This is a genomic window from Pantoea sp. MQR6 (genome assembly GCF_022761075.1).
GTDB classification, from domain to species: Bacteria; Pseudomonadota; Gammaproteobacteria; order Enterobacterales; family Enterobacteriaceae; genus Pantoea; species Pantoea phytostimulans.
The window spans coordinates 502,642-520,377 of the sequence record NZ_JAKYXB010000002.1; the positions used below are offsets into that span (position 1 = coordinate 502,642).

At 53.0% G+C, this 17,736-nt stretch carries 11 protein-coding genes; 3 read left to right on the forward strand and 8 right to left on the reverse strand.

What is annotated here, in order from left to right; all coding sequences use genetic code 11:
- Positions 1-181: 181 nt before the first annotated feature.
- From MUG06_RS12400 to gltP, 4 genes are all read right to left on the reverse strand, one after another.
- Complete coding sequence (locus tag MUG06_RS12400) at positions 182-6,262, reverse strand: autotransporter outer membrane beta-barrel domain-containing protein (RefSeq protein ID WP_243078775.1); 6,081 nt, start codon at positions 6,260-6,262, stop codon at positions 182-184.
- Positions 6,263-6,745: 483 nt separating this feature from the next.
- Positions 6,746-8,179, reverse strand: coding sequence for a PTS N-acetylmuramic acid transporter subunit IIBC (gene murP / locus MUG06_RS12405; RefSeq protein WP_243078776.1), 1,434 nt, complete (start codon positions 8,177-8,179; stop codon positions 6,746-6,748).
- On the reverse strand, positions 8,179-9,090 hold the full coding sequence (gene murQ / locus MUG06_RS12410) for an N-acetylmuramic acid 6-phosphate etherase (RefSeq protein ID WP_243078777.1): 912 nt from the start codon (positions 9,088-9,090) through the stop codon (positions 8,179-8,181). The genes murP and murQ overlap by 1 nt, the downstream gene beginning before the upstream one ends.
- Positions 9,091-9,479: 389 nt before the next feature.
- Positions 9,480-10,781: a glutamate/aspartate:proton symporter GltP gene (gene gltP, locus MUG06_RS12415; protein WP_215847873.1), complete on the reverse strand. Its 1,302-nt coding sequence runs from the start codon at positions 10,779-10,781 to the stop codon at positions 9,480-9,482.
- 586 nt (positions 10,782-11,367) lie between these two features.
- Between gltP and acs the strand changes: the two genes are divergently transcribed.
- The 3 genes from acs to actP all read left to right on the forward strand — a co-directional run bounded on the left by acs (position 11,368) and on the right by actP (position 15,438).
- Positions 11,368-13,323 (forward strand): acetate--CoA ligase, encoded by a 1,956-nt coding sequence (gene acs / locus MUG06_RS12420; protein ID WP_243078778.1) that lies wholly within the window; start codon positions 11,368-11,370, stop codon positions 13,321-13,323.
- Positions 13,324-13,456: 133 nt separating this feature from the next.
- Entirely contained in the window at positions 13,457-13,786 is a 330-nt protein-coding gene (locus MUG06_RS12425) for a DUF485 domain-containing protein (RefSeq protein ID WP_215848356.1), read from the forward strand.
- Positions 13,783-15,438, forward strand: coding sequence for a cation/acetate symporter ActP (gene actP, locus MUG06_RS12430; protein ID WP_215847875.1), 1,656 nt, complete (start codon positions 13,783-13,785; stop codon positions 15,436-15,438). Before MUG06_RS12425 ends, actP begins: the two co-directional genes overlap by 4 nt.
- A 45-nt stretch (positions 15,439-15,483) precedes the next feature.
- Here actP and MUG06_RS12435 read toward each other — a convergent pair whose 3' ends face one another.
- The 4 genes from MUG06_RS12435 to MUG06_RS12450 form a co-directional block, all read right to left on the reverse strand.
- Positions 15,484-16,029 carry a YfaZ family outer membrane protein gene (locus MUG06_RS12435; RefSeq protein WP_243078779.1) on the reverse strand — a complete coding sequence of 182 codons (546 nt, stop codon included), beginning with the start codon at positions 16,027-16,029 and terminating at the stop codon, positions 15,484-15,486.
- A gap of 141 nt (positions 16,030-16,170) precedes the next feature.
- Positions 16,171-16,443, reverse strand: coding sequence for a YfaZ family outer membrane protein (locus MUG06_RS12440; protein WP_243078780.1), 273 nt, complete (start codon positions 16,441-16,443; stop codon positions 16,171-16,173).
- Positions 16,444-16,533: 90 nt separating this feature from the next.
- On the reverse strand, positions 16,534-17,229 hold the full coding sequence (locus tag MUG06_RS12445) for an LrgB family protein (RefSeq protein ID WP_215847878.1): 696 nt from the start codon (positions 17,227-17,229) through the stop codon (positions 16,534-16,536).
- A complete protein-coding gene (locus MUG06_RS12450) occupies positions 17,222-17,647 on the reverse strand; it encodes a CidA/LrgA family protein (RefSeq protein WP_243078781.1) in 426 nt (141 codons plus the stop codon). The genes MUG06_RS12445 and MUG06_RS12450 overlap by 8 nt, the downstream gene beginning before the upstream one ends.
- Positions 17,648-17,736: the final 89 nt, after the last annotated feature.

Here is a 17,736-nt window from a genome sequence, read left to right on the forward strand (position 1 = left end):
TAGAAGGGTTTGAGAGTAAATGAAATCCTTCTTTAAAACGCAGCAACCGCGAGAATGACAAAACTGCACGGCTCTACCCGAATAATTCGCGTTGCAGGAAGGCTCGCCGGCTTACTAAAGTAAGCGACGGGTGTGAAACTGCGTAGCCAACGCATCTGCAACGCGAAGAATGAAGGGTAGATTAGAATTGCCAGCGCACGCCAACGTTATACCGCCACCCTTTGGCGCCGTTGCTATCAATCTCTTTGCGGTAATCCGCTTCTGCATACAACGACAGATCTTTTTTCACTGTTGCGGTTCCGCCTGCGCCTAACTCCCACATTTGCCCGACGTGGCCGCTATCGAAACTCCCGCTGAATGAGGGATTATCGACGGCTGAAACCGTGCTTTTTACCGTGCCGCCCCAGCCTTTGTAGTAGTTCGCGCGTAGATAAGGTGTGTATTGGCGATGACTCTCGTCCGTCCAGGTGCGATCCAGGCGTGCACCGAGACGACCCAGAATCTGGTTATCATTGTCGTAACGCACCTTGTTGCCATCTGCATCAACAAAATCACTCATGTTGAGCTTCATGTACATCAGCTGTGCCTGCGGCTCTAACTTGATATCGTGTGCCAGCTCAAAGGGATAACCGCTCTCTAATGACGCGGTCCAGCCATTCGCTTTTAACGTCGCCACATCTTTCTTACTTGCGACATCGGTTTCACCGCGATGGCGATCAAACGACAACACGCCATCAAGATAGAACCCATTTTGGCGCTGCCAGGTGCCGTAAAAGGCCAGGCTGTCGCTGTCAAAACTGGTGCTGCTGTAACCGTCTGCAGCGTCAGGCCGAATACGCGTGTTACCGCGCGTGTAGGCTAAGCCGCCGCGCAGGCTATCTTTTTCACCATCAAGGCGCAGCAGATTACCGCCCACCTGAACCGCGCTGTAGTCAAGGTCAAAATCGTAGCCGTAATCGCGGAAACGCTGGTCACTTTTGTATTTCAGGTTAGAACCGATGTAGCGCAAAAACATCTCGCCGCCATCTCCTTCTGAGCGCGTTTGCTCGTGGCGTAGTTCACCCAAACGCTTATGCAGATCGTCAATAATCGCGGCGGTGTAATAAGCCAATCCAACGGGTGCGGAGATATAGGATGGCACCTGCGGCACGACCGCTGGGCGTGATTCCGCTCGGCTACTGCTGATATTTTGGTTAGTTGTGGTATCAAACGGCGTGGTCACTAATGTTGAACAGCTGCTTTCTCCCTCGCAGACGTAGTAATTTGCCAGACGATAATCCCAGTAATTATTGCCCGTTCCACTGACCAGGCGCTGATTCGGATCGCTGCTGCCTGGTGCAAAGCTGTAGAGACGATATTGCCACGGCCCTGCCGCAATGTACCCGCCCGCCAGCGCCAGGCTGTTGCCGCTGGCATTGCCTGCGACCTGCGCCAATGAAATCCCTTCACCGGCATCAATGCCGCCGTTACGGTTGAGATCGGTCAGCATACCGGTGCTTGCCGCATCGAGCTGTACATTCATTAGCGTGGTGCCGCTGGCGTTCCCCTCAACATTGAGATGGTCAGTGAACTGATTGCTCAGCGCCCCGCCTTGGTTGAGACGGGTGAGCAAATTGAGCTGTCCGCCGTTGGAGGCCAGAGAACCCTCGATATCCAACGTATTTCCCGGTGAACCGCCGCCGTTGGTTAAATCGATAACGCCTGCGTTATTCACCACCAGCGAGTTATCACTGCCGCCCGCCAGCGTCGGATGCACATTGTTGCCTGCATACAGTATGGAATCGCTACCGATGTTGATGGTGCTGTGCGCCAGTTGCAGGTTATCGGTCAGAGTCCATTGCGAGCCATAGAAGTTTAGGGTGCTCCAGCCGCTGCCAAGGTTTACCCCTTTGCTGAGATCGTCGGCGCTGAATGAGCCGCCTCGTGCAGCGATATCATTAAAGGTCAGCGTATTACCGGTGCCGTTTCCGCTGGTGAGATGGTAAGTCGTGCTGAGATCAACACCGCTGACTTCAGCCAGATTGTTGTTATCGCCGCCCATCGTCAGGCTGCCGTTGAGCGTACCGCCGGTCCAGCGGAACGTATCGCTGCCGCCGCCAGGATTGATGTCGCCGATTACGCCGCCTTCGGTCAACAGGATCTCATCGTTGGCGTTGCTGCCCGCCACCGCGACGGTAGAAGGGTTGGCGGTGATGATCGTGCCAAGGTTTTCAAACAGAGTTTGTCCACCGCGCAAATCAACCACCGGTGAAGTCAGGCTATTTGATGTAAAAGTGCCGGTGTTCAGGATACTGCCTGCGGTGCTGGAAACCAGAGCTGAGCCGCCGGCGGTATCATTGATATTAACGTTGGCTGCGGTCATCACTCTGCCCGTGGTATTGGCGCGAATCCCAGTGCCGCCCGCGCCGTTGACGTTAAAGACGTAACCCGAACCCAACGTGAGATCGCCCTGCGTGGTTGAGCCGTCGGCATTGACGATATTTAAACCGGTCCCGCTGCCGTTGACGTTGGTGGTCACGGTTGAAGCGGGATCGAACGGCACGGCGGTTCGTATGCCGTTGCCATCACCCACGTTCACGGTGAGATTACTCAGACTCACGTTACCCAGCTCCGCACGGTTTTCGATGCCGTTGCCGGAGCCGTTAACATTGATGGTGGCGTCGCTGGCGCTGAGTGAAGACGCGCCGCTGTCCAGCAAAATGCCGTGCGCATTGCCATTCGTGGTAATCGCCGTGTCGCTGCCGGTTAAAGCCAGCTGTGCGCCATCACTAATGCGTACCCCCGCCACACCGTTGGCGACAGTGATCACTCCCCCTTTCGCCAGCGTCGATCCCGATCCGCTGACATCCAGCCCGGTTCCGTTTGTCACATTGACCACACCGTTATTGCTGATGGTGCTGCCGCTGCGCGAACGGATGCCGATATTGCTGCTGCCGGTAAGATCAACGTTGCCGTTGTTAACCAGCTCTGCGCCGTTGGTGACGTCGATACCTACCGCATTGCTGCCTGTGCCGTTAACTGAACCGTTGGTCGTGATGAGCGTCGGTGCGGAATCGCCGTTTAACGTGTTGCTGAGATCGGTACGCAGATTGTTAACCAGTACGCCGACGCTGCTGTCGCCGCTTAGCGTGATGGCGCTGCCCGCGTCGAGCGTGGCCTGTGCACCGCCTTCCGCGCGTATTGCGGTGCTGCCATTACCGCTGGCGTTTAACTGGCTGCTGCCGCTGTTCAGTGTGCTGTCGCTGCCAGAAACGATCACGCCGGTGCTGTTGGCGGCGCTGCTGGTTAATGCGCTGCCGTTGCTCAGTGCCAGCGTCGCACCATCATCAATACGATAACCGGTTGAGCCGCTGCTATTGACGTCAAGCACGGTTGCGGCGCTGTTGATGAGAGAACCTGAGCCGGCTGCGTGATAGGCAATTTGCTCGCTGTTGTTAAACACCGGCGTGGAGGCTGATGAGACGTTAACCCGCGCGCCACTTACTGCTTCTGCGCCTATCGCGCCAACGCCGTTGAGGTTTACCGCGCCGCTATTGAGATTAGCCACTGCACCGCTGCCGCTGGCACTCACGCCTCGAGTACGGCTGCGGGTGCTGCCACCGTTGACGTTAATCACGCCGCTGTTATTGGCGGTGGTGGTGGTGCCGCTGCTGTTCACCGCGATGCCCGTGCCGCCATCATTGATAGCGATATTGCCGCTGTTGGTGCCGGTTGCGCCGCTTTCAACGCGGATGCCGGTCGAGTTTGCCCCGCTGAAGTTGATATCCCCCGTGTTGGTTAACTGTGCACGGTTACGGGCCAGATAGCCGGTTAGGCCATTTTGTGAGGCGTTCAGGGTTGCCGCTGAATTCAGGCTGGTGCTGGCGACTGGCGATCCACTGTTGCTGCCCGCGAGTGTGTGTTTTTGCCCATCAACAATCGCGCCAATCGCATTGCTGCCTGTCAGATTCATTCGGGTAGCGGCATCTATTGTGCCCAGTGCACCGCCTTCAATGGTGACGCCGTTCGCGCCGGTGCCGCTGACGTTGATCACCGCATTTTGGGTATTCACGCGGGTGCCGCCGGTTCCACTGCCCATCACGGCGGTTGAACCTGCGCCTGATGCGGTAAGCAACAGATTGCTGCCGTCGAAATCGGCGCCCTGCTCAACGCGGAACAGCGTGGAGTTTTGCGTGGTGACATCAAACGGATTATTGCCCGCCACGTTGATGCGTGCGTTGGGTCCGTAAGCAAAAAAGGCAATTTGATTGCTGCCGTTGGAGAAAGTCGGTACCGCTTGCTGCGCAACTTGTACCGTGGCGTTGCCGCGGGCATGCACCCCAATTGCGCCAATGCCGCTGAGGTTGATCGGGCCATCAACGGTAGACTGCGCCGTGCCAGTGCCTTGCCCTTCTACCCATACGCCGTAATTGCGTGTTCCGCTGGCAGGATCGGCGCCGCCCGCCACGTTAATGGTTCCGGTAGAGCTGGCGCTGGCGGTGTTGCCGTTGGTTGCCAACACTTTCAGGCCGGTGCCGTTAACACCATTCAGGTTGATGGTGCCATCGTTAACAATATTGCCACTGCTGTTGATAGCCGCTATGCCGATGTTTTCACGCGGAACCGTTGCTGCTGCGCCGTTCACGTTAATCGTGCCGGTATTCATCAAGGTGGCGTTGTTGGCATTGGTTGCAGACATGCCCGCGCCGTTCTGTACCCGTGAACCGAGAGTGATATTGCCTGCGTTAATCGCGGTGCCGTTCGCCACCAGCGCGATACCGCTGGTCAGGCCGCTCTGGTTCATTGCGGTGTCGGCCACCGCTTCACCGGTGCTGTTTTGTGGCCCACGACCAATATAGATATTACCGCTAGCGGAATTGGTAAACGTGGCGCTGGGATCGGTCAGTAACACGCCAGACGTGGTACCGCGCGCGCTGGAACCGTTAACGCCAACATTAATATTGCCGCTGTTATTGGCCGTGGCGTTATCTGCCAGCGTGATGCCCGCTACGCCATATTGAGAATTGCTGCCGGTGGTCGCCAGATTAAGTATTCCATTGTTATCAAAAGTGCTGCCGCTCTGCACCGCTACCCCGTTTGCGCCATAACCGGTCGAGCCAATACCGGTGCCATCTTGCCGATTGAGAAAACCGCCGTTAATAACACCATTATTGGTGCCTTTGCTGTTATCGGTTAACACCAGCGCCGTACCGTTGTTAGTCACGGCTCCCCGGCTGGCGAGCTTGCCATCGATCACCGCTTCTGCGCCGTTGGCCGCTCTTATTGCTCCACCTGTTGCGCCCACCACTTCCAGCGTTTTTCCTGCCGCCAGATTTACTCGCGCGTTAGCCCCATCAGCATTGATCACAATGCGTTGCCCAATACTCTGCGTAACTTCATCCGGTGGCGTGGCGCTGACGTTGTAAACGATATTGGCGTTAGTGAATGTCACCGCCTTGTTGAATTCAGCCTGATAGCGTGTTTTATCAAGGTTGCCCGCTTTGAGTTGGTCAATCAGCCAGTTGTTGTAGGCTCGCAATTGGCTGGCATTGGTGACGGTGAAGTTGGTGCTGCTGCCATTCAGGGTGGTAACACTGAATGCGCCGTTGTATGTGGCTAAATTCTGTACCTGATAGCTGCTGGTTGCACTCGCGCCATTCGGCGTGGCGGCGCTACCAAAAAAGCTGATGCGGTTATTACTGTTCCAGTTCACCGTGCTGTTGGCACCCACATCAAACAGTTGCGTCTGTTTAGCTGCCATTGACCAGCTATTCGTGCCGGCGCTGCTGGCAGCGTTTGCCTGGCCGATATTCACATTTAGCGTACCGCCAGTAACATCCGCGATGCGTGCATTGATATATTGCTCGCCCAAGACATTTTGTACATCGGGAACAGGGGTGGTGCCAGTAACCGGCGCTAAAGCCGTTAGGCTGGCAGGGTTATAGACCTGGAAAGTCGTATTTGAACCGGTGGCTGCATCGGGGATCGTAATCGCGAAATTTTGCGGGCCGGGATCAAGACGATCTTGATTGAGATATTGCGATCCCTGCGTGATGACAACCTGCCCTAGCGCGGTAGTAACAGCACCGTCTGTTCCCGCCGTGAAAGCTTGATTGCCGCTCAACGTTTCTGTGCCGCTGTTCACCACCAGCTTGCCAACCTGATTATCATTTACCTGCGGCGTATAAGTGCCCAGCGTAGCCGCCTGAACAGACATAACTGGCGTAAACAGCAGTTGTGCTGTCATCATCCCTAAAGCAATCGGGTTTAATTTCAACCTCATTTTTATCTCCAAAAAAGGCGTGCAGGAATCACCTTACCAGGCAAGGTTTAAAAAGGATGGATATGATAAAATTGCAGGAATTAACGCTTCCCAGATTGCTGAAAAAAAGTCGGGATCAGTGACTGATTATTATTTTATACAGCCGAGCATTACTGAATAAAATTAATCACTCAAGGCTGAAAATATTATGAATTGATATATAGACGTAATTGCTACGTATTACAAAAGCGTAGCGGCAGGATATTCAGTGATTAGTTGTGAAGTAACCAGAAAAAAAGTGCTGAATCAAAACAGCCTATAACCCTTCTCTTTATATTGACATGAGACTTTAGTGCTTATAATACCTTAATGTTTTTTTTACAGCTTACTTACGATTGGCTCTGATTTACCACTGCGCTTCCCGGTAAATTTATTTTAACCAGACGGCGTAAGTGGAACTTAGATCACTTTACGCCGTCTGGGTTACAGTATGATTTGGCCCGGTTAGCTGAGATCAACATCACGTGTGCCAAACCACCAGGTCAGTAAAAATCCGCCGATCCAGGCCACGATTAAACCCACCAAATACACCGCCATGCCCGCAAAAATACCCTGACTGGAGGTCATTAACGGCAAAGTGACTAAACCTGAAGGCCCAAATACCGTGTTCATCCCCACCGGTAAGCCCAGCCATGCCACCAAACCAATGAAAAAACCGCCCAATGCTCCACCTCCACATGCGGTGATAAAGGGTTTCAAACGTGGCAGAGTTACCCCATAAATTAGCGGTTCACCAACGCCCAACAGGCCCGGCACAATTGCCCCTTTGATTTGAGCTCGCAGCAGTGCACCCTTTTCCGCTTTACACCAGAGTGCCAACGAAGCACCAACCTGTCCTGCACCCGCCATCGCTAATATAGGGAACAGCGAATTGAAGCCTTGCGTTTCCATCAGGGCAAAATAGACCGGAATAAAGCCCTGATGAATACCGAACATTACCGCAATCAAAAATAGCCCAGCGAGCAGCGCACAACCGAACGGATTGTTATTTAAATGGATGAATAACCACGACATGCCTTTAAATAATTCACCCCCGATCGGCATAATTAACAGATAGGTGATGGCGCCGGTAATGATCAAGGTGAAAAGTGACGTGAGAATCATATCCAGATTATCGGGAATGATTTTTCGCAACTGTTTTTCAACCCACGCACCGAATATTGTCGCCAGTAAAACGCCAATAATATTGCCGCGGGGATCAATGCTCAGCCCATAGAATGTTTCCATTCCACTGAAATAACCCACCTTGGCGTCAGGGTGATAACCCAGAATAAACAGCGAGGCGATAATCGCACCATTGACGCCCGTGCCGCCGAAAGCCTTCTGCGCGTTGTACCCAATCAGGATGCTAAGAAAAGTAAACAGCCCTTTGCCGAACACTTTCATGTACGCCACGGTATGCAGCAACCCAGGGGCGTGATCGCCAGGCGCGGTAAGATGAAAGCTTTGCTCAATCAGCGTGGCGAAACCCAATAATAAGCCTGCACCGATAAACCCTGGAATCAACGGCGTAAAGATAGTGGCGAAACGTGATAAAAACTGGTGCAACCCGCTGGTTTGTTTCGTCTTGTATTGCTGTTTATGCTGCGCTGCCACGGCTTTTAGATCGGATCCAGCGTCACTGTTTATCAACAGTGCTTGCATCATTTCAGCCGCGGTCTGCGCTTTTCCCGGACCCAGGACAATCTGCAACTGCGCATCGCTGTCAATCACACCCAGCACGCCCGGCAGCGTTTTTAATTTACCGATGTCGGCCAGTTCGGCGTGGTTGAGTGTCAAACGCAGACGCGTCATGCAGTTGCCGCACACCGCGACGTTTTCTGCACCGCCCACGGCCTGCAAGATGTCACGTAACAGCGCGTCGGTGATTTTCGCCATCAGCGTGCTCCTGCGTCATACAGCGCCTGGCGAATAAAGCCCTGATGTTTAGCGAGCAAGGACTTTGCCTCATCAGCGTTTAATCCACCCAACACCATCACAATGGCGGTTTTACAATGGCCCGCACACGCCTTCAGCGCTGCGCTGGCGGTGGCTTCATCGCAATCGGTCGCCTGCATCACGATATTGACCTGACGCTGTACCAGCTTCTGGTTAGTCGCTTCAACATCGACCATCAAGTTGCCATACACTTTGCCACTGCGGATCATCGCGCCCGTGGTGAGCATATTCAGCACTAACTTTTGCGCTGTACCTGCTTTCATTCTTGACGATCCCGTGACCACTTCCGGCCCCACCACCGGCGTTAAGGCGATGCGGGCAATCTGCGCCATTGCGCTGTTGGGATTACAGGTGAGCGCAGCGGTGGTCGCGCCCAAACCGTTGGCATAGTCAAGCGCGCCGATCACGTAAGGCGTGCGCCCGCTGGCGGCGATGCCGACTAAGACATCATCACGGCTAAAGTTGATATCGACTAAATCCTGTGCGCCCTGCTCACGATTATCTTCTGCGTTTTCGACCGCCTGTAAAATTGCAGTGTGCCCACCCGCAATTAACCCCATAACCTGGCTGCGCGGCGTGCCGAAGGTAGGTGGACATTCGCTGGCATCCAATATGCCTAAACGTCCAGAGGTGCCCGCGCCACAATAGATCAAGCGTCCACCCGCCTTAAACGCCGCGCAAATTGCATCAACCACCTCAGCAATTTGCGGCACAATCGCTTCAACCGCCAGCGCGACTTTTTTGTCTTCGTCATTAATGACACGCAGCATCGCTTCAGTAGAGAGTTCATCAATATTGTGACTGGCTGGATTACGGCCTTCGGTAATCATCTGGCTAAGATCGAGGTTCATGACAGGCTCCGTTTAGGAATAATTTATTCGATTAATGTTTTATCATAACGAATGATTAATTCATCGAGTGAGATCAATTTTTTATTGATGCTGTGGCAAGGGTAAAAAAAGGAGGTGAAGTCTGGGGTTCGGCAACCTTTAGATCGGCCCGCCGTAACGGGGAAGGTTTTTACTGTGCAGTTTCGAAGTGAACGTGCGGCGACTTAGCGCTGAAGGCGACACACCTAAATTTCTGGCCAGCGAGCGAAGACTCACCTTAACGTCTTCGGGGTATTTCGTAATCAGGCTTCCCGGTAAAAAACAGCTTACCCGCGTGTTTCTTACCGGGAAACATCCAAATAAAAAGGGGCTCAATTTCCGTTGAGCCCCTTTCATAGAGAAAGCAGTGATTAGCTTGCGGTCTGTGTCCGCAGCTTTAATTCATATTCTGCTGCCTGTTTCGCATCGAACTGGTCTTCCCAGCGCGCGATAACCAGCACCGCCAGCGCATTACCGATCACGTTCAAGGCGGTACGTGCCATGTCCATGATGCGGTCAACACCCGCAATAAAGGCCAAGCCTTCCAGCGGGATACCGACGCTGCCCAGCGTAGCCAGCAGCACCACAAACGACACGCCCGGTACGCCCGCAATGCCTTTTGAGGTCACCATCAGCGTCAGCACCAGGATAATCTCGTCGGTCAGCGACAGATCGATACCGTAAAGCTGGGCGATAAAGATGGCAGCAATACTCTGATAAAGCGTTGAACCATCCAGGTTAAACGAGTAACCGGTAGGCACAACAAAGCTGGTGATAGCTTTCGGCGCGCCGTAGGCTTCCATCTTTTGCATGATACGCGGCAGCACGGTTTCAGAGCTTGACGTCGAATAAGCAAGAATCAGCTCATCCTTCAGAATGCGCATCAGCGTGGTAATACGCAGCTTGCAGAAACGCGCAACCGACCCCAGCACCACAAAGGCAAAGAACAGAATCGCGGCGTAAACCAGCAACACCAGTTTTGCCAGCGGCCAGAGTGAAGCAAAGCCGAAGTTAGCAATAGTGACCGCGATCAACGCAAACACGCCAACCGGCGCATAACGCATGATCATGTGCGTCACTTTGAACATGGTTTCAGAGATACCACGGAACACATTCACCAACGGATCGCGTTGTTCTGACGGCAGCGCAGATAAGCCCATGCCGAATAACACTGAGAAGAAGATGATAGGCAGCATGTCGCCTTTCACCAACGAGGCAAAAATGTTCTGAGGGATCAGCGACAGAATAGTGGCAACCAGGCTGTGTGGGCCGTTCTGCACCGCTTCGGTGGTGGCTTCGTATTTGGAAATATCTACTGTGACCAACGTTGACATATCAATGCCGCTGCCGGGCTGGAATACGTTAGCCAGCGTGATACCGACCACAATCGCAAGGGTGGTAATCACTTCAAAATAGAGGATAGTTTTGACGCCAATGCGTCCCAATTTTTTCGCATCACCGACGCCAGCAATGCCGACCACCAGCGATGAAATCACAATGGGCACCACAATCATCTTGATCAGATGAATGAAGATATCGCCCGCCGGGCTGAGAATATTGGTGATTAACCATTCACGATCTTCTGGCTGATTATGCAACACGGTGCCAACCACGATGCCAAGCACAAGCGCAATCAGAATCTGCCAGGCAAGGGTGATTTTAAAACCTTTCATAACGCGTAATTTCCTCAGTCAAAACCCGTTTTTTTCTAACTGCGAAGGTGCAGAAGACAATACACACAGGGAAGTGAGCAAAAAGCCCGGTAAATTAGAGGGTGTTTGTAGACAGCGCCTCGCACAGAAATGCGATGATTCCCATACCCATTTTCAGACGCGGTCTGAGTTGATACCTGTAGAACAGGGGCGAGATAAGTACCATTTTCACTGAGGTAAATGCAACCCTTGGCGACTTCGTTTAAATCTTCACCACCAAAGCAGCATAATGTGCTGATTGCACACTAAAACCCTAACCTGCTGTTATGAAAAGTATTAGTTAGATGAATTTACGCATAGCTATGCAGGAATGGCTAAAAAGGCGTCGGGTTCGTTTGCTGTATTTTTAAACAGAGAAAGACACAAACATTTGCAACTTTATTCCCTATTTTGCGCAAGGACTTAGGCTTAACAGAAAGGGGAAATGCGTTAGCAGTCGCTTAAAGATTAACGCGTGATCTATGGCGCAAAAAAGAAACAAAGCTTCAGGCTGGGCTTCACTTAACCTTTGATTGACATATCATTAACATCTTCAAGGAGATCCGCCATGAGCCAAATACATAAACATCCTGTTCCTGAAAATATTGCAGCAAACGCGCTGATCACAGCCGAACAGTATCAAACGATGTATCAGCAATCTGTTGACGATCCTGACGCTTTTTGGGGCGAGCAAGGCAAAATCCTCGATTGGATCAAGCCCTACAGCCAGGTGAAAAATACCTCCTTTGCGCCAGGCAATATTTCTATTCGCTGGTACGAAGATGGCACGCTCAATCTGGCGGCAAATTGCCTTGATCGACATTTAGAAACGCGCGGCGATCATCCCGCGATTATTTGGGAAGGCGACGACGCCAGCGAGAGTAAAACCATCACCTTTCGTCAGCTTCATGCCGACGTTTGTCGCTTTGCCAATGTACTGGAATTGCTTGGCGTACAAAAAGGCGATGTGGTGGCAATTTACATGCCGATGGTGCCGGAAGCCGCAGTTGCGATGCTCGCCTGCGCGCGTATTGGCGCGGTGCATTCGGTTATTTTTGGCGGCTTCTCTCCCGAGGCTGTAGCGGGTCGCGTGGTGGATTCAAACGCCAAACTGGTCATCACTGCCGATGAAGGTATTCGTGCCGGACGCAGCATTCCACTGAAAAAGAACGTTGATGATGCGCTGAAAAATCCCAATGTGACCAGCATCAACAATGTGGTGGTGTTTCAACGCACCGGTAAAGTGATTGATTGGCAAGAAGGCCGCGATGTGTGGTGGCACGACCTGATGAAGGATGCCAGTCACAACCATTCCGCCGCCGAGATGCAGGCCGAAGATCCGCTGTTTATCCTTTATACCTCCGGTTCAACCGGGAAACCCAAAGGCGTGCTGCACACCACCGGCGGTTATCTGGTGTATGCCGCTACCACCTTTAAATTTGTCTTCGATTACCATCTGGACGACGTCTACTGGTGTACTGCTGACGTCGGCTGGATCACCGGTCACAGCTATTTGCTCTACGGCCCGCTGGCATGTGGTGCCACCACGCTGATGTTTGAAGGCGTACCGAACTGGCCAACGCCAAGCCGTATGGCGGAAGTGGTCGATAAGCACAAAGTCACGCTGCTTTATACCGCGCCGACGGCGATCCGTGCGCTGATGGCAGAAGGCGATAAAGCGATTGAAGGCACCGATCGCAGCAGCCTGCGTATCATGGGATCGGTCGGTGAACCGATCAATCCCGAAGCCTGGGAATGGTATTACAAGAAAATTGGCGACAGCCGCTGTCCGATTGTTGATACCTGGTGGCAGACCGAAACCGGCGGATTTATGATTACTCCGCTGCCGGGCGCCACCGAACTGAAAGCCGGTTCGGCGACCAAGCCGTTTTTCGGCGTTCAGCCTGCGCTGGTCGATAACGAGGGCAATCCACAGCAAGGTGCAAGTGAAGGCAATTTGGTGATTACGGATTCTTGGCCTGGCCAGGCGCGCACGCTGTTTGGCGATCACGAGCGCTTCGAACAAACTTACTTCTCGACCTTTAAAAACGTCTATTTCAGCGGTGACGGCGCACGACGTGATGAAGATGGCTATTACTGGATCACTGGCCGCGTGGACGACGTGCTCAACGTTTCGGGCCACCGTTTGGGGACAGCGGAGATTGAATCGGCGCTGGTTTCTCATCCTAAAATTGCCGAAGCCGCGGTGGTGGGCATTGCGCACAGCATCAAAGGCCAGGCGATTTATGCCTATATTACGCTGAACCACGGCGAAGAGCCCTCGCCAGAACTCTACACCGAAGTACGAAACTGGGTGCGGAAAGAGATTGGCCCTATCGCTACACCAGACGTGTTGCACTGGACTGACTCTCTACCAAAAACCCGCTCCGGCAAAATCATGCGTCGCATTCTGCGTAAGATCGCGGCGGGCGATACCAGCAATCTTGGGGATACCTCAACGCTGGCCGATCCGGGCGTAGTGGAAAAATTACTCGAGGAAAAACAGTCCATAAAAATGCCGTAAGTTATCCGGCGGGAAGCCTCATGCTTCCTGCCCTTCCATCCCTACGTAGTGTGTTTCTGTAGTCACATAACAATATGCCCTATTAGCACGATTGTGTGAGGTTCACGCCTGCAAATCCTCTGGAGAAACTGTGATGAATGACGCCCTTTCAAGTCAGGATGCAATCTATCAACAGATCGAACGTAATCCTCGCTTTCATGAGCTGGTTCGCAAGCGCCAGGCTTTCGCTACGCTGCTTTCGCTGATCATGCTGGTGCTTTACGTCGGCTTTATCTTGCTGATCGCTTTTGCCCCCGCCTGGCTCGGTACACCGCTTCATGAAGGCACCAATGTGACACGCGGTATTCCGATTGGCGTGGGTTTGATTGTGGTGTCGTTCGTGCTGACCGGCATTTATGTCTGGCGCGCCAATGGCGAATTTGATCGTCTAACTAAGCAGATCCTCAGTGAGGTAAAATCATGACGCGTTTCTCTCTGTGGATAGTGGCGCTGCTGTTGCCCTTCTCTGCGCTGGCTGCTGACGCGATTACCGGCGCGGTACAAAAGCAGTCGACGAATTATCAGGCGATTATCATGTTTGTGGTGTTCGTCGCCTTTACGCTCGGTATCACATATTGGGCGTCGAAACGTACCCGCTCTCGCAGCGATTATTACACGGCGGGCGGTAATATTACCGGCTTCCAAAACGGCCTGGCGATGGCGGGTGACTTTATGTCTGCAGCCTCGTTTTTGGGCATTTCTGCACTGGTTTATACCTCTGGTTATGACGGGTTGATTTATTCACTCGGTTTCCTGGTGGGATGGCCGATGATCCTGTTCCTGATTGCGGAGCGCTTGCGTAATTTAGGCCGCTATACCTTCGCGGATGTCGCCTCATATCGCTTGAAGCAGAAACCCATTCGTACCCTATCAGCCTGCGGATCGCTGGTGGTGGTCGCGCTCTATTTGATTGCGCAGATGGTGGGTGCTGGCAAACTGATTCAGCTGCTGTTTGGGTTGGATTACCACGTTGCCGTGGTGCTGGTAGGTATTTTGATGGTGATGTATGTGCTGTTTGGCGGCATGCTCGCCACCACATGGGTACAGATTATCAAAGCGGTGCTGCTGCTGTTTGGCGCCTCGTTCATGGCCATCATGGTGATGAAAACGGTGGGTTTCAGCTTCAATGCGCTGTTTACCGAAGCGATGGCGGTGCACCCGAAAGGCATTGCGATCATGCAGCCTGGCGGGTTGGTCAAAGATCCTATTTCTGCGCTGTCGCTGGGGCTTGGGCTGATGTTTGGTACGGCTGGATTACCGCATATCCTGATGCGTTTCTTCACCGTGGCAGACGCCAAAGAGGCGCGTAAAAGCGTGTTTTGGGCCACCGGTTTCATGGGCTATTTCTACTTCCTGACCTTTATTATCGGCTTCGGTGCCATTTTACTGGTCGGCGCAAACCCTGCCTTTAAAGATGCCAGCGGCGCGCTGATTGGCGGCACCAATATGGCGGCGGTTCATCTTGCGAATGCCGTTGGCGGCAGCACTTTCCTTGGTTTTATCTCTGCCGTGGCTTTCGCGACCATCTTAGCGGTGGTGGCGGGCCTGACACTGGCGGGCGCTTCTGCGGTATCGCACGATCTTTACGCCAGCGTGTACCGTAAAGGCCAGGCGAGCGAGCGGGATGAACTGCGGGTGTCAAAAATTACCGTGCTGGTGCTTGGCGTCGTGGCGATTGGGTTAGGGATTCTGTTTGAGAATCAGAACATCGCGTTCATGGTTGGCCTGGCATTCTCGATTGCCGCCAGCTGTAATTTCCCGATTATTTTGCTTTCAATGTACTGGTCTAAGCTAACCACACGGGGTGCGATGGTCGGTGGCTGGCTGGGTTTGATTACTGCAGTGGTGCTAATGATCCTTGGGCCAACAGTTTGGGTCACCGTTTTGGGCCACGCGAAACCGATTTATCCGTATGAATATCCGGCGCTGTTTTCGATGCTGATCGCCTTTGTCGGGACATGGTTGTTCTCAATTACCGATCACTCCGCACAGGGTGCAGAAGAACGCAGCCGCTTCCGGGCGCAGTTCATTCGTTCGCAAACGGGCGCAGGGATTGAGCAAGGTAAAGCGCACTAAAAAAAAGCGGCTACCCAAGGTAGCCGCTTTCTCATTTCAGCAGGATCAGAAACGCAGTGATGCGCCCACATAGGGGCCGTCGACCAGCACGTTATCTTTACGTCCGCCTTTGTTGTTCAGCTCAATGTACTGATAGCCGACACGCAGATTCAACAGTGAAATTGGCGTGAAGCTCAGGCCGCCCGCGGCTTCCTGATAGCTGTCGAGGTGATCGGTGAAGCCTTCTGGCGCGTAATAATATTCGCCATATAAGCCCCACATGGTGTTGAAGTTGTAAGCTGCACCCGCACCCAGCGCCAGCGCAAAACCGTCTTTTCCATCTTCAGGATGGGTGAAGATCGCCTTTGCGGTCGGCGCTAAACGCAGCGGGCCCACATCTACGTTGTAACCCAAGCCTGCACCGTAAGTGCTGCCATCGTGATCGCTACGTAGCCAGTTACCTTTTAAAAACAGGCCTGGCGACGTTGTGCCCAGACCCACGTTCAGGTTGGTGTTGTGTTCGCCGACATCAACGCTGCCTTCGATTGCCTGTGCCGCACCGCTCAGTAAAACGAGGCCCAGTGCGCTCCCAGTAACAAGTTGCTTAAACATGATTCCACTCCATGAAAGGACAATTAATTCGGCGCAAAGGTTAACAGCCTGAAATGTGGAGACAACTAAATTTGGAAAGCTTTACGTAAACAGACATGTCGTTAGGTTGACGGCAGCGGATTTCTCGCTGCCGCCCTTTGCTCAGAAACGCCACGCGGTGCCGATGAACGCGCCACCAATGAAACGACGATCTGGCTGCCCAACATTGGCGTCGGTCGAAAGAGAGCGATAACCCGCAGAGAGGCTTAATGAGGGTAGCGCATAATAATGGATACCGGCTTCAAACGGGTACGCAGTGTGATCGCTTTCAAGATTCACACCTATCCAGCTATTGCTACCGCTCACACTGAGTTCGGCTGCATCCACATCGCATGCTGCCAAAAGCAGGCCGGCGACGACTATAAATTTCATCATTGTGTTCTTCCTTGTGTGTTTAAAAACAGCACGCACTTTAAGGAAAGAACAAGAGGTGGAATATAAGCACCGGCTTGAAAAAGTCTTAACTCAGATCGCCCACATTACATGGCCGATCAATGGCGCGGCTATCACGGTTAGCACACCTGAAAGCATCATCACCAGGCTGGAAACCACGCCTTCTTGCTGGCCTAACTGATAGGCGCGAGCCGTGCCAGCACCATGTGAAGCCGCACCGAAACCGGCCCCTTTTGCCACGCCCTGTTTGATGGCAATTCGCAAGAATAAAACGTCGCCTACCGCCATGCCAAAAACGCCGGTGATCACCACAAACAGCGCCACTAAATCGGGTTGACCCCCAATGGGCCCAGCAGCGGCTAAAGCAAATGGCGTGGTGATAGAACGCACCGCCAGGCTGCGCTGAATAGATTCCGGCAGCGTCAACAGACGCGCCAGCCAGACTGAGCTGCACACCGCGACCAGGGTTGCGGTGAAGACGCCAGCACTTAATGACATCCAATGCCGTTTGATGATCGCCATGTTTTCATATACCGGCACGGCAAACGCCAGCGTGGCGGGCCCCAGCAACCACAGCAACCAGTGACTTTCGGCAATGTAATCCTGCCAGCTAATGTGCGTCACCATCAGCAAGGCCACCAGCACCAGCGGTGTCATCACCAGCGGCATTAACAACAAGGTGCGCCAGCGGCGGTAGAGATGTTTATTGAGGTAATAGATCAACAAGGTAATGACCACACACAGCAGGCTGAGCAATAAATCACGCATTATTGCCCTGCTTACGCGCTGCGCGCGCCACTTCAAAGCGATAAACGCGATCCACCACTAAGGCTGTCGAGGCCAGGACCAACAGCGTACTGATAGCAATCACCAGAAAAATGCGCCAGCCTTCAATACGTAGCAAATCGCCGTAGTTCACCACTGCGACCACCGCAGGAATAAAGAACAACAGCATTTCCGCCAACAGCCAGTTTGAACCCGCCTTCACCCAACCCAGCGGCACGATGCGTGTCACGATTAAAACCAACATCAGCAGCATGCCGACGATATTGGCAGGCAACGGCAAATGCAGCCAATTGACCAGACGATCGCAGCCTACAAACACGCTGATATAGAGCACCAGCTGCAGTGGCAATCCAAGTCGTTGCAGCATGCCCATTCTTCGCGGACTGATTGCTAACGCCATTTTTTTCTTCTCCCCGTCAATTCAAGGTGCTCAGTATAAATCCCAGACAGAAGGTGAAAAAAATGAATTAATATTATTAAAATCATGCC